23 protein-coding genes are annotated in these 24,454 nt (G+C 60.7%); 8 read left to right on the top strand and 15 right to left on the bottom strand.

All coding sequences use genetic code 11. The features are described from left to right. Nucleotides 1–221 precede the first annotated feature (221 nt). Nucleotides 222–1,076 (top strand): 3-deoxy-8-phosphooctulonate synthase, encoded by an 855-nt coding sequence (gene kdsA / locus AACQ95_RS09935; protein WP_042037513.1) that lies wholly within the window; start codon nt 222–224, stop codon nt 1,074–1,076. 304 nt (nt 1,077–1,380) lie between these two features. After that, on the top strand, nt 1,381–2,658 hold the full coding sequence (locus tag AACQ95_RS09930) for a dicarboxylate/amino acid:cation symporter (protein ID WP_241278484.1): 1,278 nt from the start codon (nt 1,381–1,383) through the stop codon (nt 2,656–2,658). Nucleotides 2,659–2,821: 163 nt separating this feature from the next. On the opposite strand, the gene grcA is transcribed toward AACQ95_RS09930, so the two are convergent. After that, entirely contained in the window at nt 2,822–3,202 is a 381-nt protein-coding gene (gene grcA, locus AACQ95_RS09925) for an autonomous glycyl radical cofactor GrcA (RefSeq protein ID WP_042867771.1), read from the bottom strand. 733 nt (nt 3,203–3,935) lie between these two features. Between grcA and ung the strand changes: the two genes are divergently transcribed. Beyond that, a complete protein-coding gene (gene ung / locus AACQ95_RS09920; RefSeq protein ID WP_241278483.1) occupies nt 3,936–4,604 on the top strand; it encodes a uracil-DNA glycosylase in 669 nt (222 codons plus the stop codon). 223 nt (nt 4,605–4,827) lie between these two features. Beyond that, nucleotides 4,828–5,376, top strand: coding sequence for a hemerythrin domain-containing protein (locus tag AACQ95_RS09915; protein WP_043555223.1), 549 nt, complete (start codon nt 4,828–4,830; stop codon nt 5,374–5,376). A gap of 50 nt (nt 5,377–5,426) precedes the next feature. Here the strand turns inward: AACQ95_RS09915 and AACQ95_RS09910 are convergent, their stop codons facing one another. The 3 genes from AACQ95_RS09910 to AACQ95_RS09900 all read right to left on the bottom strand — a co-directional run bounded on the left by AACQ95_RS09910 (nt 5,427) and on the right by AACQ95_RS09900 (nt 7,326). Then, nucleotides 5,427–5,609, bottom strand: a complete 183-nt coding sequence (locus AACQ95_RS09910; protein WP_042867775.1) for a DUF3545 family protein — start codon at nt 5,607–5,609, stop codon at nt 5,427–5,429. Between the two features lie 160 nt (nt 5,610–5,769). Then, nucleotides 5,770–6,720, bottom strand: coding sequence for a transaldolase (tal, locus tag AACQ95_RS09905; RefSeq protein ID WP_241278482.1), 951 nt, complete (start codon nt 6,718–6,720; stop codon nt 5,770–5,772). A gap of 342 nt (nt 6,721–7,062) precedes the next feature. Further along, nucleotides 7,063–7,326 (bottom strand): hypothetical protein, encoded by a 264-nt coding sequence (locus AACQ95_RS09900; protein ID WP_241278481.1) that lies wholly within the window; start codon nt 7,324–7,326, stop codon nt 7,063–7,065. A gap of 116 nt (nt 7,327–7,442) precedes the next feature. On the opposite strand from AACQ95_RS09900, the gene AACQ95_RS09895 reads away from it, so the two are divergent. Then, nucleotides 7,443–8,885: an alanine/glycine:cation symporter family protein gene (locus AACQ95_RS09895; RefSeq protein WP_043135606.1), complete on the top strand. Its 1,443-nt coding sequence runs from the start codon at nt 7,443–7,445 to the stop codon at nt 8,883–8,885. Between the two features lie 84 nt (nt 8,886–8,969). Here AACQ95_RS09895 and AACQ95_RS09890 read toward each other — a convergent pair whose 3' ends face one another. Genes AACQ95_RS09890 through AACQ95_RS09880 form a run of 3 tightly spaced genes read right to left on the bottom strand, consistent with a single transcriptional unit; the run spans nt 8,970 to nt 12,854 of the window. Next, complete coding sequence (locus tag AACQ95_RS09890) at nt 8,970–10,943, bottom strand: transglutaminase TgpA family protein (protein ID WP_241278480.1); 1,974 nt, start codon at nt 10,941–10,943, stop codon at nt 8,970–8,972. After that, nucleotides 10,930–11,919, bottom strand: a complete 990-nt coding sequence (locus tag AACQ95_RS09885; protein WP_241278667.1) for a DUF58 domain-containing protein — start codon at nt 11,917–11,919, stop codon at nt 10,930–10,932. The genes AACQ95_RS09890 and AACQ95_RS09885 overlap by 14 nt, the downstream gene beginning before the upstream one ends. Nucleotides 11,920–11,933: 14 nt before the next feature. After that, the gene (locus tag AACQ95_RS09880; RefSeq protein WP_241278479.1) at nt 11,934–12,854 is read right to left on the bottom strand and encodes an AAA family ATPase; all 921 of its coding nucleotides are present in this window, start codon (nt 12,852–12,854) and stop codon (nt 11,934–11,936) included. 224 nt (nt 12,855–13,078) lie between these two features. On the opposite strand from AACQ95_RS09880, the gene ampC reads away from it, so the two are divergent. Continuing rightward, on the top strand, nt 13,079–14,227 hold the full coding sequence (gene ampC / locus AACQ95_RS09875; protein ID WP_241278478.1) for an FOX/MOX family class C beta-lactamase: 1,149 nt from the start codon (nt 13,079–13,081) through the stop codon (nt 14,225–14,227). Nucleotides 14,228–14,324: 97 nt separating this feature from the next. On the opposite strand, the gene AACQ95_RS09870 is transcribed toward ampC, so the two are convergent. Continuing rightward, nucleotides 14,325–14,726: a DUF6232 family protein gene (locus tag AACQ95_RS09870; RefSeq protein WP_098983053.1), complete on the bottom strand. Its 402-nt coding sequence runs from the start codon at nt 14,724–14,726 to the stop codon at nt 14,325–14,327. A gap of 745 nt (nt 14,727–15,471) precedes the next feature. Here AACQ95_RS09870 and dtpB point away from each other — a divergent pair. Continuing rightward, nucleotides 15,472–16,974 carry a dipeptide/tripeptide permease DtpB gene (gene dtpB, locus AACQ95_RS09865; protein WP_241278477.1) on the top strand — a complete coding sequence of 501 codons (1,503 nt, stop codon included), beginning with the start codon at nt 15,472–15,474 and terminating at the stop codon, nt 16,972–16,974. Nucleotides 16,975–17,022: 48 nt separating this feature from the next. On the opposite strand, the gene ruvX is transcribed toward dtpB, so the two are convergent. Together ruvX and AACQ95_RS09855 are read right to left on the bottom strand one after the other, a co-directional pair. Then, entirely contained in the window at nt 17,023–17,445 is a 423-nt protein-coding gene (gene ruvX, locus AACQ95_RS09860) for a Holliday junction resolvase RuvX (RefSeq protein WP_241278476.1), read from the bottom strand. A gap of 46 nt (nt 17,446–17,491) precedes the next feature. Continuing rightward, nucleotides 17,492–18,046 (bottom strand): YqgE/AlgH family protein, encoded by a 555-nt coding sequence (locus AACQ95_RS09855; RefSeq protein ID WP_042037546.1) that lies wholly within the window; start codon nt 18,044–18,046, stop codon nt 17,492–17,494. A 118-nt stretch (nt 18,047–18,164) separates the two neighbouring features. Here AACQ95_RS09855 and AACQ95_RS09850 point away from each other — a divergent pair, with 118 nt between their 5' ends. Then, on the top strand, nt 18,165–19,790 hold the full coding sequence (locus tag AACQ95_RS09850; protein ID WP_103471026.1) for a methyl-accepting chemotaxis protein: 1,626 nt from the start codon (nt 18,165–18,167) through the stop codon (nt 19,788–19,790). Nucleotides 19,791–19,877: 87 nt separating this feature from the next. Here AACQ95_RS09850 and gshB read toward each other — a convergent pair whose 3' ends face one another. The 5 genes from gshB to metK all read right to left on the bottom strand — a co-directional run bounded on the left by gshB (nt 19,878) and on the right by metK (nt 24,243). After that, nucleotides 19,878–20,831: a glutathione synthase gene (gene gshB, locus AACQ95_RS09845; RefSeq protein WP_241278475.1), complete on the bottom strand. Its 954-nt coding sequence runs from the start codon at nt 20,829–20,831 to the stop codon at nt 19,878–19,880. A 51-nt stretch (nt 20,832–20,882) separates the two neighbouring features. Then, nucleotides 20,883–21,614 carry a 16S rRNA (uracil(1498)-N(3))-methyltransferase gene (gene rsmE / locus AACQ95_RS09840; protein ID WP_043135587.1) on the bottom strand — a complete coding sequence of 244 codons (732 nt, stop codon included), beginning with the start codon at nt 21,612–21,614 and terminating at the stop codon, nt 20,883–20,885. 125 nt (nt 21,615–21,739) lie between these two features. Beyond that, complete coding sequence (locus tag AACQ95_RS09835; RefSeq protein ID WP_043135585.1) at nt 21,740–22,423, bottom strand: endonuclease; 684 nt, start codon at nt 22,421–22,423, stop codon at nt 21,740–21,742. 72 nt (nt 22,424–22,495) lie between these two features. After that, the gene (locus AACQ95_RS09830; RefSeq protein ID WP_241278474.1) at nt 22,496–23,023 is read right to left on the bottom strand and encodes a SprT family zinc-dependent metalloprotease; all 528 of its coding nucleotides are present in this window, start codon (nt 23,021–23,023) and stop codon (nt 22,496–22,498) included. Between the two features lie 68 nt (nt 23,024–23,091). Beyond that, entirely contained in the window at nt 23,092–24,243 is a 1,152-nt protein-coding gene (gene metK, locus AACQ95_RS09825) for a methionine adenosyltransferase (protein ID WP_043135581.1), read from the bottom strand. Between the last annotated feature and the right edge of the window lie 211 nt (nt 24,244–24,454).

The raw sequence follows: 24,454 nt of genomic DNA, 5'->3' as shown, positions 1-24,454 counted from the left end.
CAACTGGGATTCAAGCCCCTGGCCCCTTCACTCAAGGATGGCCGGGAACTGAAACAGAAGAGTATCAAGGCCGGTGTGCCAAGGCGCAGCGGACTAATTTGGATTCAAGCCCCTTCACTCAAGGATGGCTGGGAACTGAAACAGAAGAGTATCAAGGCCGGTGTGCCCAAGGCGCAGCGGACTAATTTGGATTCAAGCCCCTTCACTTAAGGATGCCTGAGATGGAACAGAAGAATATCAAGATCAATGACATCGATGTAGCCAACGACAAACCGTTCGTGCTGTTCGGTGGCATGAACGTGCTGGAATCCCGCGACATGGCGATGGCGGTGTGCGAGAAGTACGTGGAAGTGACCAGCAAGCTGGGCATACCATTCGTGTTCAAGGCGAGCTGGGACAAGGCCAATCGCTCCTCCATCCACTCCTACCGCGGCCCGGGCCTGGAAGAGGGGATGAAGATCTTCCAGGAACTGAAAGCGACCTTCGGCATGCCGGTCATCTCGGATCTGCACGAGGTTCATCAGGCCAAGCCGGTGGCCGAAGTGGTTGACGTTATCCAGCTGCCCGCCTTCCTGGCGCGCCAGACCGATCTGGTAGAGGCCATGGCCCGCACCGGCAACGTTATCAACATCAAGAAACCGCAGTTCCTGAGCCCAAGCCAGATGAAGAACATCACCGACAAGTTCGAGGAGTGCGGCAACGATCAGCTGATCCTGTGCGAGCGCGGTGCCAACTTCGGTTATGACAACCTGGTGGTGGACATGCTGGGTCTGGGGGTGATGAAGAAGAGCACAGGCGGCTATCCGGTGATCTTCGACGTGACCCACTCATTGCAGTGCCGCGATCCGCTGGGGGCTGCCTCGGGTGGCCGTCGGGATCAGGTGACCGAGCTGGCCCGTGCCGGCATGGCGGTCGGCCTGGCCGGCCTGTTCATCGAGTCACACCCGGACCCGAAAGTGGCCCGTTGCGATGGCCCGAGTGCCCTGCCGCTGGAGAAGCTGGAAGGTTTCCTCAAGCAGATGAAGGCGATCGACGATCTCATCAAGGGCTTCGAGCCCCTCGATACCTCCGCCTGATCCATGGCGCCTGTGTCGTGATGCAAAATGCCCCGCCATGCGGGGCATTTTTATATCCGGGGCGTTGTCATTGAGGTCTTAAATAAATCATCGACTAAATATATCACGGTTGCCGTGGTGTTAATGATGTTAAATGTGTTGTGTGATTAATGTCTCTTAATTGCTTCTTATAACGTGTGAAAGTGGCGCCGTTACGATGACGAAATAGCATGAAGCTGGCGAGAGAACTATGATCTCTCGTTACGGCTCCCTGCATGCTTATTTCTGCCATATGAGATGTCGATTAATTAACAGGACGTTAATAATGCGAAAGAAAATATTCAGCAGCCTTTATTTCCAGGTGCTGCTTGCGATCACCCTGGGGGTATTTCTGGGACACGTCTATCCCGACCTCGGGGCGGATATGAAACCACTGGGTGATGGCTTCGTTAAATTAATCAAGATGATCATAGCCCCCGTTATTTTCTGTACCGTGGTGACAGGTATCGCCGGCATGGAGAGCATGAAGGCGGTGGGGAAAACCGGTGCCATAGCGCTGCTCTACTTTGAAGTGGTGAGCACCATAGCGCTGGTCATTGGGCTGTGCGTGGTCAACCTGTTGCAGCCCGGGGTGGGCATGAACGTGGACCCCGCCACGCTGGACGCCAGTTCCATCTCGGCCTATGCCGAGCAGGCCAAGTCGCAGGGCATCATCGCCTTCCTGCTTGACGTGATCCCGGGCAGCGTGATCGGCGCCTTTGCCAGCGGCAATATTCTCCAGGTGTTGCTGTTTGCTGTGCTGTTTGGTTTCTCCCTGCATCATATTGGCGAGAAGGGAAAATTAATCTTCAATGTCATCGACAGCTTCTCCCAGGTTATTTTCGGCATCATCAACATGATCATGCGACTGGCACCGGTCGGGGCATTTGGAGCCATGGCCTTTACCATAGGGAAATACGGTATTGGCTCGCTGATCCAGCTGGGCCAATTGATCGCCTGCTTCTATATGACCTGTCTGCTGTTCATTTTTCTGGTGTTGGGCAGCATCGCCAGGGCGAATGGTTTCAGCATCCTGCGCTTTATTTCCTACATCAAGGAAGAGCTGCTGATCGTGCTGGGAACCTCCTCTTCCGAATCCGTGTTGCCGCGCATGCTGGTCAAGATGGAGGCGCTCGGCTGCAAGAAGTCGGTAGTGGGGCTGGTGATCCCGACCGGTTACTCCTTCAACCTGGATGGCACCTCCATCTATCTGACCATGGCGGCCATCTTCATCGCCCAGGCGACCAACACGCCGCTGGATCTGTTCCAGCAGATCACCCTGCTGGTGGTGCTGCTCATCTCGTCGAAAGGGGCGGCCGGCGTCACCGGCAGTGGCTTCATCGTGCTGGCGGCCACCATCTCGGCGGTGGGGCACCTGCCGCTCGCCGGGTTGGCGCTGATCCTCGGCATAGATCGCTTCATGTCGGAGGCGCGTGCCCTGACCAACCTGATCGGCAACGGGGTAGCTACCGTGGTGGTGGCCCGTTACTGCGATCAGCTCGATGAACAGCAGATGCACGAGGTGCTGGGATCGTCGGCCCAGAAGGTGGATCAACAGGGATAGCGACGAGCGGGCCTGCGGCATGCCTGTCATGCCCCGGGCCCTGCCAGAGCCAGATTTGCCGTCCGCAGGCACTGGCCCATAGGCCAGCCAGGGGCGGACAGTCAGACATAAAAAAACGGCCCGAGAGGGCCGTTTTTCATGGTGCAGATCACCGCAGAGGGAATTACAGGCTCTGGGTAAAGGTACGGGTGACCACGTCACGCTGCTGTTCCGGGGTCAGTGCGTTGAAGCGCACGGCATAGCCGGAAACACGTATGGTCAGCTGCGGGTACTTCTCCGGGTTGGCGATGGCGTCTTCCAGGGTCTCGCGACGCAGCACGTTGACGTTCAGGTGCTGACCACCTTCCACGGCAGGTTCGGCTTGAACCGGCAGCTCACGGTATTCGAACTGACCCAGGTCAGAGACGCTGACTTCCTGATCGGCGGTGAAGGTGTCGCCCTTGGCGCAGATGCAACGAGCCTGTTGCTTCTCTTCGTCCAGCAGCCAGAAAGAGTTCAGCAGTGCTGCGTTGGTGGACTGGGTGATTTGGATGCCCTTGATCATGGTATGACTCCTCATAGGAAAGCGGATTCAACTGTAAGGAAATTACCCTGATGTATTTAAACCACCGGGATGATTTAAAGGGCCCTTGCCTTACACCTTTACTTTGTTGGGTCATATATACCACGATGGTAATAATACGAAAATTGATCTAAATCAAAAAATACGCGATTTGCGCCTGTCTGTAGGGATTAAATTATTGAGATTAATCAAAAATAGGTCATTTTTCTGATTATGTAAGATATCCAAATTATGCATCTTTCATTAATTAAATCTAGTAATTTAACTACATGTTATGGCTATTTCACTCCGTGGAAGTCAGGGCGCAGCCGGCCCCACCGGCTGACTGGGCCAGGGTGCTGGGCTGGATGTCCATCGTCCGGCAACCCAGGGTTCTCGTCTTCGCTATAAAAGGAAGCGGATCCGCCGGCAGGGGGTCAGAGGAAGGTGAGGCCCTCCGCCTTGGCACACTTGGCGAAGCGGGCAGGTTCGGCCCCCCGCGTTTTCTGCCGCTCTCGATGAGGGGGCATAGTGGCTGTAGCGACCAGCCGTATGGGGCTCAGCCGATGGCGCTGCGGTTGCGTCTTGTGGTCTGCCCCCCTATCCTGAGCCCCTTGCCGCATTAATTGAGGATATTGGGGTGCTGACCTGGACAGATGTACTGGATTCGGAGAAAGAGGATAAAGGGAGAGGACCGCAGGGGTTTGATCCTGCCGCATTGATTGAGGAGGCTGGGGTGCCGAGCTGGACAGATGTGATTGGCTCTGAGAAAGAGCAGGACTATTTCAAGGCGACCCTGGCGACCGTCAGGAGTGAGCGGGAAGCGGGCAAGCTGATCTATCCCCCGGCAACCGAGGTGTTCAACGCCTTCAAGCTGACCGAGCTGGATCGGGTCAGGGTGGTGATCCTGGGTCAGGACCCATATCACGGCCCGAACCAGGCCCATGGCCTCTGCTTCTCCGTGCTGCCCGGCGTGCGCACGCCTCCCTCGCTGGTCAACATCTACAAGGAGATGCAGCGGGATCTGCCGGGTTTTGTCATACCCAATCACGGTTTTCTGGAGTCCTGGGCCCAGCAGGGCGTGCTGTTGCTCAATACCGTGCTGACGGTGCAGGCAGGCATGGCCCATTCTCACGCCCATCTGGGCTGGGAAACCTTCACCGACAGGGTCATAGAGCAGATCAACGCCAGCTGTCAGGGGGTTGTCTTCCTGTTGTGGGGGGCTCATGCCCAGAAGAAGGGCCGTTTCATCGATCGGCAGCGCCATCACGTGCTGAGTGCCCCTCATCCCAGCCCGCTCTCCGCCCATCGCGGCTTCATAGGTTGCGGCCACTTCTCCGAAACCAACCGTCTGCTGGCCCAGCAGGGGATGAGCCCCATCAACTGGCATTCGGTCTGCGAGTAGCCGGCCCAGGCCAGACTGATGTGACCCCGACAGTGCGAGCCCGAGAGGGCTCGCACTGTTTCTGGTCGTCTGCGGACAGGCAGGAAGCGGCAAGCGAGGTCATCTGAAGGAGGGGGTATGAGCCGGGATTGTCTGCGTCAGATTTGATTGAGTGCAAAGTTAGCGTAATAAATGACCGTATACTCGAGACAGGATCTTTCTCAAATCAGTGCAAGGAGTGCCCATGTTAGCCAGTCTGCATAAGGATCACCTCAATATCGCCAAGCTGTTGCAATTGCTCAAGAACAAGCTTGCCGCCATTCGCAGTGAACAGCCGGTCAGCTACTTCCTGATCCGGGACGTGGTGGATTATTTGCGGGAGGTGTCGGACAAGTACCACCACCCGAAGGAGGACATGATCTACGACTACTACCTTAAATACCGGGTGGTGGAGGGCGAGGTCGCCAACCGGTTGCAGGAGGAGCACACCAGACTGCTGGAGGCCGGTGCCGAGCTCAAGGAGATGGTGGAGATGATACTGATGGATGCCGTCATCCCGCTGGATCAGTTCACGGCCAAGCTGGAGCAGTTTGTGGCGCTGCAAGAGGCGCACATGAACTATGAAGAGGGGGTCATCTTCCCCCATCTGCGCGATTCGCTGACCGAGGACGATTGGCGTCACCTGGAGCAGATCTGGCATAACCGGGCCATAGGGGATCCCCTGTTTGGCGCCGAGATCAGCCAGCACTTCCAGGAGCTGGCCAAACGCCTGTCGTTGCCACTCTCCTCCTGACAGTCACAAGCCACTAAAAAACAGCGCCCCGGTTAACCGGGGCGCTGTTTTTACAGTTCGATCTCTTCCGAGAGACCTTCGTAGGCGATGTCGATGGATTGCAGCTCCTTCTGCAGGCGATGCTTGTCTTTCAACGCCTCAATCTCACGCCATTTACGTTTCTTTCCCGTTGTCCCGCGGCTACGTGAACCGAGCTCAACCACATCGTCATAATCGAAGTTGAACATTTCCATGGCTCCCTCCTTGGTTATTCTCGTTTTCATCACCCGTATAACATAACGCCATTAAAATTAAAACGTTTTCGTGACGAACTCATGACAGGGGATCCAGCGCCCATAAAAAAACCGGACTCCCTCGCGGGAGTCCGGTTCTTGTCTGCTCTTGGCGCCCTGATTAGAGGCGGCTGGCCAGCATGGTTTCCAGCTTGCCCTGGTCGATGGCGAACATGCGGATCCCTTCGCCCAGCTTCTCGTGGGCCATGGCGTCCTGGTTCAATTCCCAGCGGAATTCGGCCTCGCTCATCGGAGCCGGTTTGGCTTTGCGCTCGCCTGTGTAGTTCAGCTTGCGTACCACGGCGCCTTCGGTCTTGCTCAGCTCTTCCAGCAGGGCCGGGCCTATGGTCAGGCGGTCGCAACCGGCCAGTTCCAGGATCTCGCCTGTGTTGCGGAAGCTGGCACCCATGACCACGGTCGGGTAGTCGTGCTGCTTGTAGTAGTCGTAGATGGCGGTGACGGAAACCACGCCCGGATCTTCGCTCGCGGTGTAGTCACGGTTGTGCTTGACCTTGTACCAGTCGAGGATGCGGCCCACGAACGGGGAGATCAGGAAGGCGCCGGCTTCGGCACAGGCGCGGGCCTGGGCGAAGGAGAACAGCAGGGTCAGGTTGCACTGGATACCCTCTTTCTCCAGCACCTCGGCGGCACGGATCCCTTCCCAGGTGGAGGCCAGCTTGATCAGGATGCGATCATTGCTGATGCCGGCTTCGTTGTAGAGGCGGATCAGTTTGCGGGCCTTGGCGATGCTGGCGGCGGTATCGAAGGAGAGACGGGCGTCCACTTCGGTGGAGATGCGGCCCGGAACGATTTTCAGGATTTCCAGACCTATGTTGACCGCCAGCTTGTCGCCCGCGTCGATGATTTGCTGTGCCTTGTCCTGGCTCTGGGCTTTGGCCCAGTTGATGGCGTCTTCGATCAGCGCCGCGTATTCGGGGATCTCGGATGCCTTCAACACCAGGGAGGGGTTGGTGGTGGCATCGATGGGCTGGTAGCGCTTGATGGCTTCGATATCACCGGTATCGGCGACAACTGTGGTCAGGGCTTTCAGCTGGGTTAATTTATCGGCCATAGCAAATATCATCTCTTAATGAGGGAGGGATCCCGGGGTTGCGGGCGTGAGACGACAGTTCTGAAATAAAATTACAAAATCCCGGCGGCTCAGGCTCAGAAAAGCACGATGGGGGAGGCCCATCGCCATTGCCTGCCTAATTAATACGGATGTGGCGCATCCTGCAATAGGGGGGCTTGTATGCTTATCAGCCAGTCGCCGGCGGCGCGGGGAAGAAGTGGATAAAAGTGATTGATAAAAAACGACTTTTATCCATTTTTAGCAAATGGATTTATCCCCCGATAAAAACAACTTTTTTGGTTGATTATCGGTTTTGTGTCATCGATCACATAAATTGTGTGGTCAGCCACTTGAAATTTTATTACGTGTAAAACGTTTGGCAAAATGGGGCCATTTTGAAATCCATTTCAGGTAAACGCTTGCGCCCTGATTTGCTTCCCCGTGAACGCATCTACCTCTATGTAGATAATTGCCAAGTTGTGCTCTTTTGGGTCTAATTTGTCGGCTGATTGATTGAGTTTCAAGTTTTGTTGAAAATTTGCGTGTTAAATGAAGCTTTATTGCGCCGGACAGCTCGTTTTTTGTTTTCTCAGTGATCGCGATCACTATTCTGAACTCCCTCGCTATGCTAGATTCCGCCCCTTTAGTGAACCGCTAATTCAGAAACAGACAGCAAGGGGCCAGCGCAGACTGGCCATGGATGTGATAACAACGAGAGACATATGGACACCTTGATCGCAATGATTAACGACCTGATGTGGGGAGCCGTGCTCATCTACCTGCTCATCGGGGTCGGCATCTTCTTTACCTTCCGGCTGGGCTTTATCCAGATCCGCCATTTCGGCCACATGTTCTCCGTGTTGCGCAATAGCCGCAAATCGGACAAGGCCGGCATCTCCTCCTTCCAGGCACTCTGTACCAGCCTTGCCGCCCGCGTGGGTACCGGCAACCTGGCCGGTGTGGCCGTGGCCATCTACCTAGGTGGCCCGGGTGCCATCTTCTGGATGTGGCTGATCGCCTTCATCGGCATGGCGACTGCCTTCGTGGAGAGCACTCTGGCCCAGCTCTACAAGGTGAAGGACGAGGATGGCAACTACCGTGGTGGCCCCGCCTACTACATGGAGCGCGGCCTCGGCATGCGCTGGATGGGGGTGGTGTTCTCCCTCTGTCTGTTGCTGGCATTCGGCCTGGTGTTCAACGCGGTGCAGGCCAATTCCATCAGCCTGGCGATGAACGTGGCGTTCGGCATTCCTGACTGGGCGACCGGCCTGGCGCTGGTGGTACTCTCCGGCCTCATCATCTTCGGTGGCATTCGTGGCATAGCCCGCTTCGCCGAACTGGTGGTGCCCTTCATGGCGCTGGCCTACATACTGATGGCGCTGTTCGTGGTGGCGATGAACATCAGCGAACTGCCAGGGGTGTTTGTGCTGATCATCAAGTCGGCCTTCGGCATCGAGCAGGCGGGTTCCGGCGCCATGGGTTACGCCATCTCCCAGGCGATGATCAACGGCATCAAGCGCGGTCTCTTCTCCAACGAAGCCGGTATGGGCTCAGCCCCCAACGCCGCAGCGACCGCGACCCCCTATCCGCCGCACCCGGCCTCGCAAGGCTATGTGCAGATGCTGGGGGTCTTCCTCGACACTATCGTCATCTGTACCTGTACCGCGGCCATCATACTGATGTCCGGCCAGTTTGAACCTGGCTCCGGCATCACAGGGGTCGAGCTGACCCAGCGGGCGCTCTCCTCCCAGATAGGTGGCGGTGGCAACATCTTCATCGCGGCGGCCATCTTCTTCTTCGCCTTCACCTCCATAGTGGCGAACTACTCCTACGCCGAGACCAACCTGGTGTTCCTGGAGCACAACCACAAGGGCGGCCTGATGCTGTTCCGGATGTTCGTGCTGGGCATGGTGATGTTCGGTTCCGTGGGTGAGCTGCCGACCGTGTGGGCCATGGCGGATGTCTCCATGGGGCTGATGGCCATCGTCAACCTGGTGGCCATACTGCTGCTCTCCGGCGTGGCCATCAAGCTGGCCAAGGACTACAACGATCAGCTCAAGCTGGGCAAGGTGCCCACCTTCGATGCCAACAAGTACCCCGAGATCCGCAGCCAGCTGGAAGAGGGGATCTGGGACAACCCGCCCCAGAGCAGCAAGCAGGCCTGAGCCTGACGCGCGCTGTTGCCTGATGAACAAGGGGAGCCACTGGCTCCCCTTTTGCTTGCGCGGGATCCTGATGGGCGCCCGGCGCTATCTCTGCCCATCCCATGCGCGGCAGGTCTGGCGCAGCCGTCGCTGCAGTTGCTGCCAGACCCGCTGTCGTTGTCTCGGGGAGAGGGGGGCGTAGCGCCAGCGCCGATAGAGCCAGGCGCAGCGTGCCAGCGGCCGCGCCAGCAGAGGGACAAGGGAGCCGAGCCGCGCGCACCAGCTGGCCAGACTCTCCCCCTCGGCGGGTTGCCACCCCTGGCGGGCGGCACGCCGGCGCAGGGGGCGCCACAGCCGCTGTTGCGGCGGCGCCCGCCCCGGCCACAACAGCAGCGTACCCACCAGGGTGGCCACCCCCAGCAGGCAGGCCAGGATCAGCCAGGCGGTGTGGCTGGCCAGCACAGGCCAGCGCGCTCCCACCTGTTGCCACAACAGGGCGGCATCGTAGTTGAGCACCCGCCGGGTCCACTGGTAGTCGAGATTGGCGCCCCACCAGCGCAACTGGTTGAGCAGGGCCCAGTTGCGATAGCGCTGCAAGGAGAGGGGATCGGCGGCGGTGAACTCGTCGCTCAGGGCCGCCGTCATGCCCCCCTCTATCCGTTGCGGTGCCACCGCCGCCGTGGGGTCCAGCCGCTGCCAGTCGCCCTGCTCATTCAGGTATTCCACCCAGGCGTGGGCATCGAACTGATGCACCTCCAGGTAGTTGCCCCTGGGGTTCCACTCACCGCCGAGATAGCCGGTCACCAGTCGCGCCGGAATGCCGGCCGCCCGCAGCACGAAGGCGGTGGCCATGGCGTAGTGGCCACAGAAGCCGCGCCGACTGTTGAACAGGAAGTCATCTACCCCATCCGGTCCCAGCGGCGGCGGTTGCAGTGTGTAGTAAAAGGGTTCGCGCCCAAACTCATCGAGCAGGGCCGAGGCCAGCGCTGCCCGGTCGGGATAACGGGCTGCCAAGGTGAGGGCATGGGCGCGGGCCCTGGGGTTGCCGGCCGGGGGCAGTTGCAGGTTGAGCCGCCGGGCGGCGAGGTCGGCCTTGGGCGCTGTTGGCTCGCTGGTGACCCGGTAGCTGATCCTTTGATCCCCCCGGTCCCGGCGATAGAGGGTGGTGAGTGGGCTGACTTGCACCGGGCCGCTCACCACCCTGGGCCTGGACAGGGCCAGGGTCCAGCGGTGGCGCTGGGGTTCGGCGATCACCTCGTAGCTGGCACCAGGCAGGGTCCCCGTACTGGCCTGAAGGGGCGCAGTCTGCATGGGTTGGGCTTGTTGCCACTGCCGGATCTCGGCGCTCAGCCGCCAGCGCCGGCCATCGAACAGCTCCTGGCGCATCACGGGAAAATAGCGCTCATTGGCGGGGGGCGGGCCGCCGGCAAAGGTGACACGAAAGGCCAGCTCGGAAGAGTTGACCAGCTCGCTGATGTCGCCGGGGGCCACCTCTTCCGAAAGACCCGACAGGGCGCGGCTGGTGGTCGGCATCTGCCAGAGCGGCGGCAGCCTGGGCAGCACCAGAAACAGGGTCAGCAGCAGGGGAAGGGCCAGCAGCAGCGAGAAACCCGCGCTGCGCCACGGTTGTTTCTGTTCGGGGGCCACGGCGGTCACCAGCGCCGTCACCGCCAGCCAGAGTGCCCCCGCCATCGTCAGGGTCCAGCCCATGCTTTGGCGCTGCACCAGCGTCAGTGCGATGAGAAAGAAGGCGAGCAGCAGTACCTGCTCTATATCCCGCTCCCGCCGCACCTCTATGATCTTCAGGCTGTAGCCGAGCCAGAGCAGGTTGATGAGGGCCGGCAAGGTGCCCAGTGCCCGCCACTGCCAGGCCAGCAGCAGGGCCCCGGTGATGGCCAGCAGCGCCAGTGCGCGAGCGGGGGGGGCGCGCCAGCCCCGCCACAGCATCATGGCCCGCACGCTCAGGGTGAGGGCGCCGACGGCGACGATCCAGAGCTGCAGCTGGGGCCAGAGTGCCAGCACCAGCAGCAGCTGTTGCAGGGCGATGAGGGGCAGCAGGCGCCGGTTATCGAGCAGCATACGGGCTGGCCTCGTCTGCCTGAGCCTGCGGGTTGTCGACGCTCGCCAGCGCCAGCTGGCAGCGCTGGAGAAAGGCGGGGCCACAGTCAGGGCCGAGCGTCTGCCCCGCCAGAGTCAGGGTGAAGGGAATGCCCCGCCTGCCGTAATCACCACACCACCAGGCCAGCACCGCCAGCCGCTGCTCCAGATCCGTGCCCGTTACCCGCGCCAGGCTGAGGTGCGTGTCATCCTGCCTCGGCTCGTGGAACTGCTTGACCAGCAGGCCGCGTCCCTGGGCGAGCTGCTTCCAGGCGATCCGGCCGAAAGGCTCCCCACTCTGGTATGCCCGCAGCATGTCAAAGTCGCCAAGGGGGGCCGGGCCTGGCTGGCCCTGCGCGCCGTGCTGAGCCGACAGCTCCTCGCTTCGCAACAGCCCATGCAGGGGCTTGGGGGAGAGCCAGGCCTCCAGTTGCAGATCCAGCAGCGACCAGCAGCGAAACAGGCCGAGGGGGTAGCGGCTCTCCACCCGCAAGCGGCCCAATGGCAGACGGCCCCGTCGCAGGCCCTGCACCGGCAGGGTCAGGCACTGGGGAGTCGAGCCGGCCTGCGCCAGCCAGAGCGACCCCTCGTTGAGACTGAAGTGCAGCGCCTGCACCGGGCGTGGGCTCTGCACCGTCACCCGCATGGGCAGCTGGCTGCCCGCCTCTCCCAGCACAGCGGGTCCTCCCAGCAATGCCAGCCCCAGCAGGTTGCGATGGGTGAGCCACATGGCGGCCATGAAGAGGCTGCCGAGGCAATAAGATACCAGCAGCACCAGGTTGTTCTGGTAGTTGGTGCCGAGCAGATAGATGGCGATCATCACCAGCAGATAGAGCAGCCCCATGCGAGTAGGCAGGATAAACAGGCTGCGCGGCCCCAGGGTCATCTGGCGGGCCGGGGGGATGCGGCGGGCCAGCCAGCATCTCTGCCAGCGCTCCCTCCACTGGCGCCAGCCCATCAGGGAGCGTCTCATCAAGGATTGTCCGGATCGACCCTGGCCAGCAGGCGCTGGCTCAGGGGGCAGGCCTCGCCGCGCTGCACGCCGAAGCTGCCCCTGAGCCTGTGCTCGGCCACATAGGGGAAGACGGCCTGCACATCTTCCACAGTGACGAAACGGCGCCCCGCCACCAGCGCCCAGGCTCGGCTCACCGCCAGCAGGGTCTGGGCCGCTCTGGGGGAGAGGGGCTGGGGCAACTCGGCATCGAAACGGCTCTGCTGCACCAGCGCCAGCAGGTAGTCGAGGGTGGCATCGGAGACATGGATGGCATCCCCTTCGGCCTGCAGGGCAGCAAGCTCGGTGGCATGCAACTGCGGGGTCAGGGGTTGGTTCTGGCGGTGGCCGCGCAGCAGCTGACGCTCCGCTTCCCGTGGTGGAAAGCCGAGCGACAGCCGCACGGCGAAGCGGTCGAGCTGGGATTCCGGCAGTGGATAGGTGCCCGCCTGATCCGCCGGATTCTGGGTGGCGATGACGAAGAAGGGGGAGGGGAGCGGGTGGGTGTGGCCCTCTATGCTCACCTTGCCCTCGGCCATGGCCTCCAGCAGGGCGCTCTGCACCTTGGGGCTGGCGCGGTTGATCTCGTCCGCCAGCAGCACCTGGGTAAAGACGGGGCCGGGGTGAAAGCGAAATTGCTGCTGGTGGGGGTCAAAGATCTGCAACCCCAGCAGGTCGGCCGGCAGCAGATCGGCGGTGAACTGCACCCGTCGACAATCCAGCCCCAGCACCTGCGCCAGCCCGTGGGCCAGGGTGGTCTTGCCCATGCCGGGCAGATCCTCGATCAGCAGGTGACCACGGGCCAGCAGGGTCACCAGGGCTATCTTGAGTTGCAGCGGCTTGCCCAGGATCACCTGCTCCAGTGCCGCCAGCAGTCGTGCTATGTGCTCTTGTCCCTTCACCCGCGCCTCCCTTGTCTCCTTTCGCCCCTACAGCTTATACGTCAGCGGCGGGAGAAGGCGGGCAACTCCGGGATAAACCCTTGAGACGGGTCATGTTTGGGGGCGACTTCACACAGACTTCACCCAGGCGCACAGTGGACACATGCTGGCCGGTTATGCTGGTCTCACACCTTGACCGCGCCTGCCACCATGCCGGCGCTTTTATCCATCGCGAGACTCATCCAATGAAACAAAACACTGCCGTGTCACTGCTTGCACTGAGTGCCCTGCTGCTCTCCCCCCTGTCCCACGGCGAGGGGGCGGATCCCCTGACGACCGTGGTCGACGGCGCCATCCAGCCTCTGCTCAAGGAGCACAGGGTTCCGGGCATGGCGGTCGCCGTGCTCAAGGATGGCAAGGCGCACTATTTCAACTACGGGGTGGCGGATCGGGAGAGCGGTGCTCGCGTCAGCGAGCAGACCCTGTTCGAGATTGGCTCGGTCAGCAAGACCCTGACCGCGACGCTGGGGGCCTATGCCTCGGTCAAGGGTGGTTTTCAGCTGGAGGACAAGGCGAGCCAGCATGCGCCCTGGCTCAAAGGCTCCGCCTTTGATGGCATCACAATGGCTGAGCTCGCCACCTACAGCGCGGGTGGCCTGCCGCTGCAGTTCCCCGACGAGGTGGATTCGAGCGACAAGATGCGGGCGTATTACCGGCACTGGACACCGGCCTATCCGGCGGGCAGCCATCGCCAATATTCCAACCCCAGCATAGGCCTGTTCGGCCACCTGGCGGCGAGCAGCCTGGGCCAGCCGTTTGAGCAACTGATGAGCCAGACTCTGCTGCCTGGGCTGGGTCTGCACCACACCTATATTCAGGTCCCCGACGCGGCCATGGCGAACTATGCCTATGGCTATTCGAAGGAAGACAAGCCCATCAGGGTCAATCCGGGCGTGCTGGCGGCAGAGGCCTATGGCATCAAGACCGGCTCGGCGGATCTGCTGAGATTTGTCGAGGCCAACATCGGCTATCAGGGGGATGAGGCGGTCAAGAGCGCGATCGCGCTGACCCACAAAGGTTTCTACTCTGTGGGGGAGATGACCCAGGGACTGGGCTGGGAGAGTTACGCCTATCCCGTCACCGAGCAGACATTGCTGGCGGGCAACTCCTCGGCGGTGATTTACAATGCCAACCCGGTCAAACCTGTTGCCGCGTCCCAAGAGACGGGGTCGGCGCGACTCTACAACAAGACGGGCTCGACCAACGGCTTTGGCGCCTATGTGGCGTTCGTGCCCGCCAAGGGAATCGGCATCGTCATGCTGGCCAACCGCAACTATCCCAACGAGGCCAGGGTCAAGGCGGCCCACGCCATCCTGAGCCAGCTGGCGTTGTGATCAGCCGTATCCATCTGTCTGTCGGCCAAGGGGGCTATGGATAAATGTCGTGAAATACGCCGGGGCTGCCCCGGCGTATTCGTGTCAGGCGCCCGGACTATTGCATCAGCCGACGGGTGAGAATATCCGCCTGTTGCCGGAACAGGGCGAAGTCTTGCTGGTGGCGGCTTCTGGCCACAGTGACCCATTGAATGCCGGTCTCATCCCCATGTCGCACCTCGATGAGCAATTCATATCTGGCGTATTGCAGCAGTGCAAACAGCATGCCCGCAATAAACAGCAGGGGGGCCAATATGGTCGTCACCTCGGGCGCTGTATTGAACAGGGGCAGCAGCCAGACGGCGAAGGAGAATATCAGGCCTATGCCGGCCGCCCGCAGCAGCTGTTTGGTCAGGCTGGATTGTCTGGCCTTGATATTCACTATTTTGGCGAGCGGATATTGCTCCCGCTTGATCCTGAGTCGATCTCCGCCGATATCAAAATCCGATGACTGATACATGTTTCACTCCCACAGCGCCCGACATCATGCGGGCGGCCCATTGGAATTGATATACCCGGGGGCGTCAACGGACCAGATTGGTTAATACTCGCGGGTGCGTATCAGTATTTGTCAGTACCTGGGTCATGACGGGTCTGTTGCCCCTCTCTTCATGTCAGTGATGGTGGTTGCCGCCACCCTGTTCGCCATACCACCTGCTCGCTTGCCAGGCATGTCAGGGTCGAAAATTCACGCCCCATATGGCGCTGTTTGCGCTACAAAAAGTAATCCGGTTTCATTAGAAAATGTCATTAATTGGTTATATTCTAGTGTGATCAACCATTAAGTTCGTTAGATGCTAGTGATATAGCATGCCAATCCTTGAACGTGTGGTTTTAACCTTGTCTGGTTGGTTGCGAAGTGCGGCCTTGCCTGCTGGCCGAGCCGGTGAGCGGGGTACCAGGCGCCATCACATCAGAATAGGGAACCTGATCCGGGGGAGAGGAGGCACGGGTGAGATCAGGCAATGCTGTCTGCGCGAGGCCGCGCTATTTAGCCATTTGCCAAGTGAACTCAGTGTCCGCCTCCGATATTTAAACAGGCACCCTGATACAGGCCAAATAAGCATGACTGCGGGTAGATGAATATTCATCTCGTCAAACCTGGCTGTCGCCCCATATGACATATCAGGCGCAGGACTGCGCATCAATGCGTGGATCCTGCCGCTTTGACATGAATAAAAGAACATACACACAGGTAGGTTAGTATGCATCCATCCGCCCCGACCGGGTTGTTACAGCAACCCAAACCGTTTTTCATGATCTTCTTCGTCGAACTCTGGGAACGCTTTGGCTATTACGGCGTACAAGGCATCCTGGCGGTTTTCTTTGTCCAGCAACTGGGTTTTTCACAGGAGCAGTCGTTTATTACCTTCGGCGCCTTCTCGGCGCTGGTATATGGGTTGATCTCGGTCGGCGGCTATGTGGGTGACCATATTCTGGGCACCAAGCGCACCATGGTATTGGGGGCCATAGTGCTGGTCATCGGTTATTTCATGACCGGCATGTCGATCTACAATCCCGACCTCATCTTCTATGCCCTGGGCACCATTGCCGTGGGCAACTGCCTGTTCAAGGCCAACCCGGCCAGCCTGCTCGCCAAGTGCTATGGGCCAAGGGATCCCCGTCTGGACGGGGCCTTCACCCTGTTCTACATGTCGATCAACATTGGCTCCCTGATATCCCTCTCGCTGGCCCCGGTCATTGCCGATCATTACGGCTATACGGTGACCTACAACCTGTGCGGGGTCGGCCTCATCATAGCGCTGCTGACCTTCTTTGCCTGCCGCAACATGGTCAGGGACATAGGCTCGAAGCCGGATCATCTGCCGCTCGATTATGGCAAGCTGCTGCTGGTCTTGCTGGGGGCGTTGGCGCTGGTCTTCTTCTGCGCCTGGCTGATGCACCACGTGGTGATCGCCAACATGGTGCTGATGACGGTGACCCTGGTGGTGGTGATTTTCTTCTTCCGCGAGGCGTTCAAGCTGGATCGCATCCACCGCAACAAGATGTACGTGGCCTTCGTGCTGATGCTGGAGGCCGTGGTGTTCTACGTGCTCTATGCCCAGATGCCGACCTCGCTTAATTTCTTTGCCATCAACAACATGCACCACGAGATGCTGGGCTTTACCGTCAATCCGATCAGTTTTCAGGCCCTGAACCCCTTCTGGGTGGTGGTGGGCAGCCCTGTGCTGGCCATGATCTATACCCGCATGGGCAGCCAGGGGCGGGATCTGACCATGCCGCTCAAGTTTACCCTGGGCATGTTCTTCTGCTCCCTTGGCTTCCTGACCGCGGCGGCGGCGGGCATCTGGTTTGCCGATGCCGGCGGGCTGACCTCGCCCTGGTTCATGGTGCTTATCTATCTGTTCCAGAGCCTGGGCGAGCTGATGATCAGCGCCCTGGGGCTGGCCATGGTGGCGGCGCTGGTGCCGCAGCGGTTGATGGGCTTCATCCTGGGAATGTGGTTCCTGACCCAGGCGATGGCATCCCTGCTGGGGGGCTATGTGGCGACCTTTACCGCAGTGCCGCAAGGGGTGACGGATCCACTGCTGACGCTGCCGATCTATACGGATGTGTTTGGCAAGATAGGACTGGCGACGCTGCTGGTGGCCGTGGTGATGGCGCTGATGGTGCCCTGGCTCAACCGCATGATGAATGCCGGCCCGGCGGATGAAGAGGATGTGCTTCCGCAACAGGCCAAGGCCTGACGCAGGTGATGAGGGGGAGGCAGGCGTTCGCTGCCTCCCCCTTGCCGGTCAACCGTACTGCTCTTCCATCCAGGCTTCGACGATAAGCTGGGCTGAGACCCCGTCCACGCTGCCCTTGTCGAGCGCCTTGTAGCCACCCCGTTCAAACAGGCGGGCGCGGGCATCCGTGGTGGTGAGCCGCTCGTCCTTGAACTCCACCTGCTTGCCGAAGCGGCCGTGCAGACGGTTGCCGAACTTGCGGGCCCGTACCGTGATCTCCTGCTCTGTGCCATCCATGTTCAGCGGCAGGCCGACCACCAGCAGGTCCGGCTGCCACTCCTTGAGCAGCATCTCGACATCGTCCCAGTTGGGGACGCCGTCGTTGGCCTTGATGGCGCGCAGGGGCTGGGCCGTGCCGGTGAGCTCCTGGCCGATGGCGACCCCTATGCTCTTGGTGCCGTAGTCAAAGCCCATGATACTGCGTGATGACATTGAATTGTTTCCTCAAAACGCATCGCAAAATGCGTGGCAAACGGCATCAGCTGTGGCCGATGTCGCTGGATAGATGAATGGGATTGACCCCTATGCTGGCGGCTGCTTGCTGCCAGCGCTGATGGATCGGGGTCTTGAAGACCAGATCCGGGTTGGGCGGTATCACCAGCCAGGCGCCGTCCACCAGCTCCTGTTCCAGTTGACCCGCACTCCAGCCGGCGTAGCCGAGCGCCACCAGCCAGTGATCCGGGGCCTGCTCTGTGCCCAGGGTTTCCAGTATATCCTTGGAAGTGGTGACCATGAGTTCATCCCCCACCTGCAGGGTTGAGTTGAACCCAGGGCGGAAGCTGTGCAGCACGAAACCGCGATCGGCGTGTACCGGCCCCCCTTGCAGCACGGGCTGCTTGAGGTCCGGGCTGGCCGGGGGGGCGAGCTTGAGCTGGGTCAGCATGGCGTCCAGCGACATGTCCACCGGTATGTTGACCACCAGCCCCATGGCACCCTCCTCGTTGTGTTCGCACAGGTAGACCAGCGAACGCTCGAAATAGGGATCGGAGAGGCTCGGCATGGCGAGCAGGAAATGATTTTGCAGTGTTTGCATATGGGCCAAATATTGCAAAGGTATTTGGGTCAATTATGGCAGCTCACTGTGTCGGGCAAAACCGCTTTTTATCGCTTGCGGTCCTGTCCAGCGACATTGTCAGGATGGAGAGAACGCCATGGAAGGTATTTCGATCAGACAGAAGTTGATCCTGGGGTGTGTGGTTCCCCTGCTGACGCTCCTGCTGCTGGTGATAGGGGCGACCCAGGCCATGTCCCAGTTGATGGCGGGCATGAATGCCATGTATCAGGGGGAGGTCGTCCAGCTCAAGGAGCTCAAGCAGATTGCCGATCTCTACGCGGTCAAGGTGATAGACGCCGCCAACAAGGCCAATGTGGGGGGCTTTGACCCCGCCAAGTCGCGCGCGGACATGAGCGCCGCCCAGCAGGAGATCAACCGGATCTGGCGAGAGTATCGCGGTCAGGAGATGAGCCAGGCCGAGCAGCGGGAGGCCGACAAGATGCAGGCGCTGTTCGCGGCGGCGGATCGGGAAATTGAGTCCGTGATGCAGATACTGGCAAGCATGCAAGGTGACAACCAGGGCCAGCTGGCCGCTCATATCATGCCGCTCTATCGGGTGATCGACCCGGTCAGTGACGGGGTCAGCGCCCTGGTGGAATACCAGTTGCAGGAGGCAGAGAAGAACATGGCCGAGCTCAATGAGCTCAGGGTGCAGTTGATCCGGCTGTTCATCCTGCTGTTTGTGGTGGGTGGCGCCTGTATCCTGTTCTTCGGCGTGTGGGCGGGGCGCAGCGTCAGCCAGCCGTTGGCGGCCATGGGCGGGATCTTGCGCGGCATGCAGACGGATCTCGACCTGAGCAAGCTGGCGCCCGTGCTGCGCAAGGACGAGATGGGCGGGCTGGCCCACTCCCTCAACGAGGTGATCTGTCATTTTCGTGACCTCATCACCCAGATCAACGGCATGGCGGAGCAGCTCGCCAAAGAGTCGGCTCACCTGGCCCATATCGGTACCCAGAGCCGGGGCCGTTTCGCCCAGCAACAGGCGGAGACGGATCAGACAGCGACTGCCATGAACCAGATGAGCGCCACAGTGGCCGAGGTGGCGAACAGCTCCAACGCCGCCGCGGATGCGGCGCACCATGCTGACGAGAGCGCCCGTCACGGTCACCACATAGTCGAAGATGCCATCTTGCGCATGTCCGGTCTCTCCGCCCAGATCCAGAACACGGCCGCCATGATCACCCAGCTGGCGGATGACAGCCGCAATATCAGCAGCGTGATGGATGCCATCCGCGGCATCGCCGAGCAGACCAATCTGCTGGCGCTCAATGCGGCGATCGAGGCGGCGCGGGCCGGCGATCAGGGCCGTGGTTTTGCGGTGGTGGCCGACGAGGTGCGTACCCTGGCCCAGCGCACGCAGCGTTCGACCGAAGAGATCGGCAAGACCATAGTCAAGCTGCAGCAGGGGGCCACCCAGGCGGCTTCCAGCATGGAGCTGGGACTGAGTCAGGTGGAAGAGTCCAATCGTACCGTGCTGGCCTGCGGTCAGGCTCTCGGCGAGATAGTGAGCTCGGTCAACGTGATCAACGAGATGAACACCCAGATCGCCACGGCGGCGGAGGAGCAGAGCAAGGTGGCGGAGGACATCAGCCGTAACGTGGTCAATATCGCCCACATTGCCACCGAGTCGACGGCGGCGGCCTCCGAGCTGAATCAGAGTTGCCACGAGCTGGAGCAGCTCTCCAGCGACCTCAAGGTGAAGGTGGGGCAGTTCCGTTGCTAAGGGGCGTGCCCGGCGTTCTGGCAGGAGAAACAACAGAGGCGGCCCCGGGGCCGCCTCTGTTGTTATTGCCGTTTAGCTTCTGGCCACTCAGGCTTTCGCCAGCCGACGCTCGATGGCATCCATCAGCATGCCTGTGATATGTACCGGGAAGGCAGCCTCGATCTCGCGGATGCAGGTAGGGCTGGTGACGTTAATCTCGGTCAGCCGATCGCCTATGATGTCGAGGCCGACGAAGATGAGGCCCTTCTCTTTCAGGGTCGGGCCGACGGCGCGGGCGATGGCCCAGTCCGCCTCGCTCAAGGGGCGCGCCTCGCCACGGCCACCGGCCGCCAGGTTGCCACGGGTCTCCCCCTTCGCCGGAATGCGGGCCAGGCAGTAGGGAACCGGTTCGCCGTCCACCACCAGCACCCGCTTGTCGCCATCCTTGATGGCGGGCAGATAGGTCTGGGCCATGCAGTACTGACTCCCATGTTCGGTCAGCGTCTCTATGATGACCCCCACGTTGGCGTCATCTTCCTTCATGCGGAAGATGGAGGCGCCGCCCATGCCGTCCAAGGGCTTCAAGATCACGTCCTTGTGCTGGGCGTGGAAGGCGCGCAGCTTGTCAGCGCGACGGGTCACCAGGGTGGTCGGGGTGTGCTCGGCAAACCAGGCTGTGTAGAGCTTCTCGTTGGCGTCGCGCAGGCTCTGCGGCTTGTTGACGATGAGGCAGCCCTCATCCTCGGCCCGCTCCAGCATGTAGGTGGCGTAGATGAACTCGGTATCGAACGGCGGATCCTTGCGCATCAGGATCACGTCCAGGGTGGAGAGGGGCTGATCGACCACCTCGCCCAGGCTGAACCAGTCGGCGTAGTCATATTTGACCGTCAACGGGCGCATGGTGCCAAAGGCGCGGCCCGCCTCCATGTAAAGATCCGACATCTCCAGATAGAAGAGCTCATAGCCACGCTTTTGCGCCTCTTCGAGCATGGCGAAGCTGGAGTCCTTCTTGATATTGATGGCCGAGATGGGGTCCATCACTATGCCGAGTTTAATGGTCATCCGAATGTCCTTCTGGTAGCTCGATTGCGTTTGAGATTGTCAGAACCCGTTTCAGGCCAGATCGCCGAAGCGGCACTGCAGCGCTGTTATTGCGGTCAGGGCGGCGGTTTCGGTGCGCAGCACCCGCGGACCCAGCAACATCTCCTTGAAACCTTCCTGCACGGTACGGGCGATCTCGTCGCCGGACAAGCCCCCTTCCGGGCCTATCAGCAGGCGCACCCCGTGCTCCGGCACCGGCAGTGTGCTGATGCTGTACTCGGCGCGCGGATGCAGGTTGAGCTTGAGCTCTTTGGTCTCTTCCGCCAGCCAGGCGTCCAGCTCCATGGGCATCCGAACTTCGGGCACCAGGTTGCGGCCGCACTGTTCGCAGGCGCTGATCACCACCTTCTGCCACTGCTCGCGCTTCTTCTCCAGCCTGTCCGCCGGCAGCTTGACGCCGCAGCGCTCGGAGAAGAGCGGGGTGATGCAGGTGACGCCCAGCTCGACGGATTTCTGGATGGTGAAGTCCATCTTGTCGCCCCGGCTGATCACCTGGCCCAGATGGATGGCGAAGGGGGACTCCACAGATTGAGCCTCGCAGCCGTCTATGGTCACCTCCACCGACTTCTTGCCGACCAGGGCTATGGTGGCGGCATATTGATTGCCGTCGCCATTGAACAGCTCCAGCTGCTGGCCCGGCTGCATGCGCAGCACCCGGCCTATGTGGTTGGCGCCGTCTTCCGACAGGGCTAGGGTCTGGCCAACCTGCAGGGCGGCCGCTTCATAGATACGTGGAATGCGCATGGCTAAGTGTCAGTCTCTTGCTTGGAAACGCGTCAAGGTCTTGCTGCGAGGCCGGGTTCACGGCTCACTCGACTATTGACGCGTCTCGTTAGGGGAGGAGTGTGATCCCTCCCTGTCAAATGGGGTTATTGGCACTGCTTTTCAATGAAGGGATTGGTATTGCCCTGCAACTTGCCGATGCGGCGATTGCGTTCGCACTCCCAGCCATCGGCCGGGTACTGCCTGTCCCAAGCTTCGAACAGTTTACGCTGTTGCGCCGCGAGGCGCAGCCCATACTGCTGGCTCATGTAGAGGTAGGCGCGGGCGATCTGGCCCCGTACCAGCCCCTTGGGCGGCTGTACCTGACGCGCCTTGAAATCCACCAGCATCTGGCACTGGCCGTACTGATCCGGGGTGCCGTTCCAGTCGGAGAAGCGGTAGTTGGCGCGATCCCCGTTCACCTCGCCGATGGCGGGGAAGAGGTTGTGCATGTCCCCCTCCATCTGGTTGAACTCGTCGCTCTTGCCGCAGTTCTTGCGACCACCCTGCTGCCAGCACTGCAGCTGGTGGCCGAATTCCCAGGCCGGTACCACGTGTTCCCACTCGATGCGGTTGGCGCGCTTGGCCTGCTTGCGCGGTTCATAGCCGCAGCTGGCCAGATCCGGGCTCATTTTCTTGCCCTGATACTCAATCTTGCAGCCGCAGTAGAAGGTGACCGGGTGATCCTGATAGAGGCGGTTCAGATCCTGCTTGGCGGCGCGAAAGGTCTGGGCATGCAGGGGCAGGCTGACCAACAGGGCCAGGGTGAACGAAAACAGGGGACGAAACATGAAGATCCTTGGCAATAAAGTGGTTGGATGAAGAGAGGGGCACCCTAGCACAGGGTTGCGACACGGGCTGGCTTACTGCGCAGGCACCTGCCGTTCCCGTTCCAGCGGCTGCTTGCAGCGACGGCAGTGGTAGCGGGCCTCGCCGCGCACCACCTTGTTGTGGCGGCGCACCGACAGCTGATGCTGCTGGCAGTGACAGCGATAGGGCACAGTGCGCTGGGCCAGCACAGTCAGATCGAAGCTGTGGGTGGTTCTGGGCTCAAGGCCGAACAGCTCGCGCATCATCGACTGCCACTGCTGGCCGTGGGGCAGCACCCGTGCCTTGCCGCGCCCTTGGCCCCAGAGCGCATAGACCAGCAGATGGGCCACCTCGTGGGGCACCACCTCGTCCAGAAACGCCTGCTGGTTGGCCTGATAGAGGGCCGGGTTGAAGCGCAGCTCCCAGGTCTGCAGCCGCGCCGAGCCCGCCGCCCGGCCCCGCATGTTGCAGTGGATGCGCGGACGGGCAAAGGTACGGCCGAGGCGCGCCTCGGCCTGCACGAAACAGGCGTCGACCCGCTGATGCAGCAGTTGTTCGAGATGAGCTGGGGTGGCAGACATGGGATTTCCGTCGGTCGGCAGACAAGCAAAAGGGGAGCCAGGCTCCCCTTTTATCACAACTGAGTGGCTTAGAGGCCAGCGGCGGAGCGCAGCAGCTCGGCCTTGTCGGTCTGCTCCCAGGGGAACTCTTCGCGACCGAAGTGACCGTAGGCAGCGGTAGCCTGGTAGATGGGGCGCTTCAGATCCAGCATCTGGATCAGGCCGTACGGGCGCAGTTCGAAGTGCTCGCGTACCAGCTTGACCAGCAGATCCTCGGCCACCTTGGCGGTGCCGAAGGTCTCGACGCTGATGGAGGTCGGCTCGGCCACGCCGATGGCGTAGGAGATCTGGATCTCGCAGCGATCAGCCAGACCGGCGGCGACTATGTTCTTGGCCACGTAGCGGGCGGCGTAGGCGGCGGAGCGGTCAACCTTGGACGGGTCTTTGCCGGAGAAGGCGCCACCACCGTGACGGGCCATGCCGCCGTAGGTGTCGACGATGATCTTGCGACCGGTCAGACCGCAGTCACCCATGGGGCCGCCGATGACGAAACGACCGGTCGGGTTGATGAAGTATTTGGTGTCCTTGGTGATCCACTCGGCCGGCAGCACCGGCTTGATGATCTCTTCTCGCACAGCTTCCACCAGATCCTTGTGGCTGATGGACTCGCTGTGCTGGGTAGAGAGCACAACTGCATCCACACCCAGGATCTTGCCCGCGTCGTCGTAGGCGAAGGTCAGCTGGCTCTTGGCATCCGGACGCAGCCACGGCAGGGTGCCGTTCTTGCGCACTTCGGCCTGACGCTTCACCAGCAGGTGAGAATAGGTGATGGGGGCGGGCATCAGCACGTCGGTTTCGTTGGTGGCGTAGCCGAACATCAGGCCCTGGTCACCGGCGCCCTGCTCCAGCGGATCGCTGCGGTCAACACCCTGGTTGATGTCAGGGGACTGCTTGCCGATGGCGTTCAGCACGGCGCAGGAGTCGGCGTCGAAGCCCATGTCGGAGTGGGTGTAACCGATGTCACGCACTGTGTTGCGCACTATCTCTTCGATATCAACCCAGGCAGAGGTGGTTACTTCACCGGCCACCATGACCATTCCGGTCTTGACCAGGGTCTCACAGGCAACACGGGCCTTGGTATCTTGCTTGAGGATGGCGTCCAGTACCGCATCGGAGATCTGGTCCGCAATCTTGTCGGGATGGCCTTCGGAGACCGACTCGGAAGTAAACAGCTTTGCCATGATGGGATTCTCAGCTTGTCTGGGGTTATCGCCACAGCAATAACCGGGTGATGATAGGATGATTGTAGAGGTATCTACATCTGGACGTCCATTTTAGTTAGCGCCCCCCTCGATTGCCAGCACTATTTTGGTTTTGCCGCGCGCCGGCCGAACAAGATACGTGCTTTACCCCATTTGGGGTGCAAGCCGTTTACAACTCAATCGTTTGCCC

Source organism: Aeromonas sp. MR19, assembly GCF_963899305.1.
GTDB lineage: Bacteria > Pseudomonadota > Gammaproteobacteria > Enterobacterales > Aeromonadaceae > Aeromonas > Aeromonas bestiarum.
The sequence above is the reverse complement of the archived record's forward strand: the minus strand, read 5'-3'. Positions and strand labels throughout refer to the sequence as shown.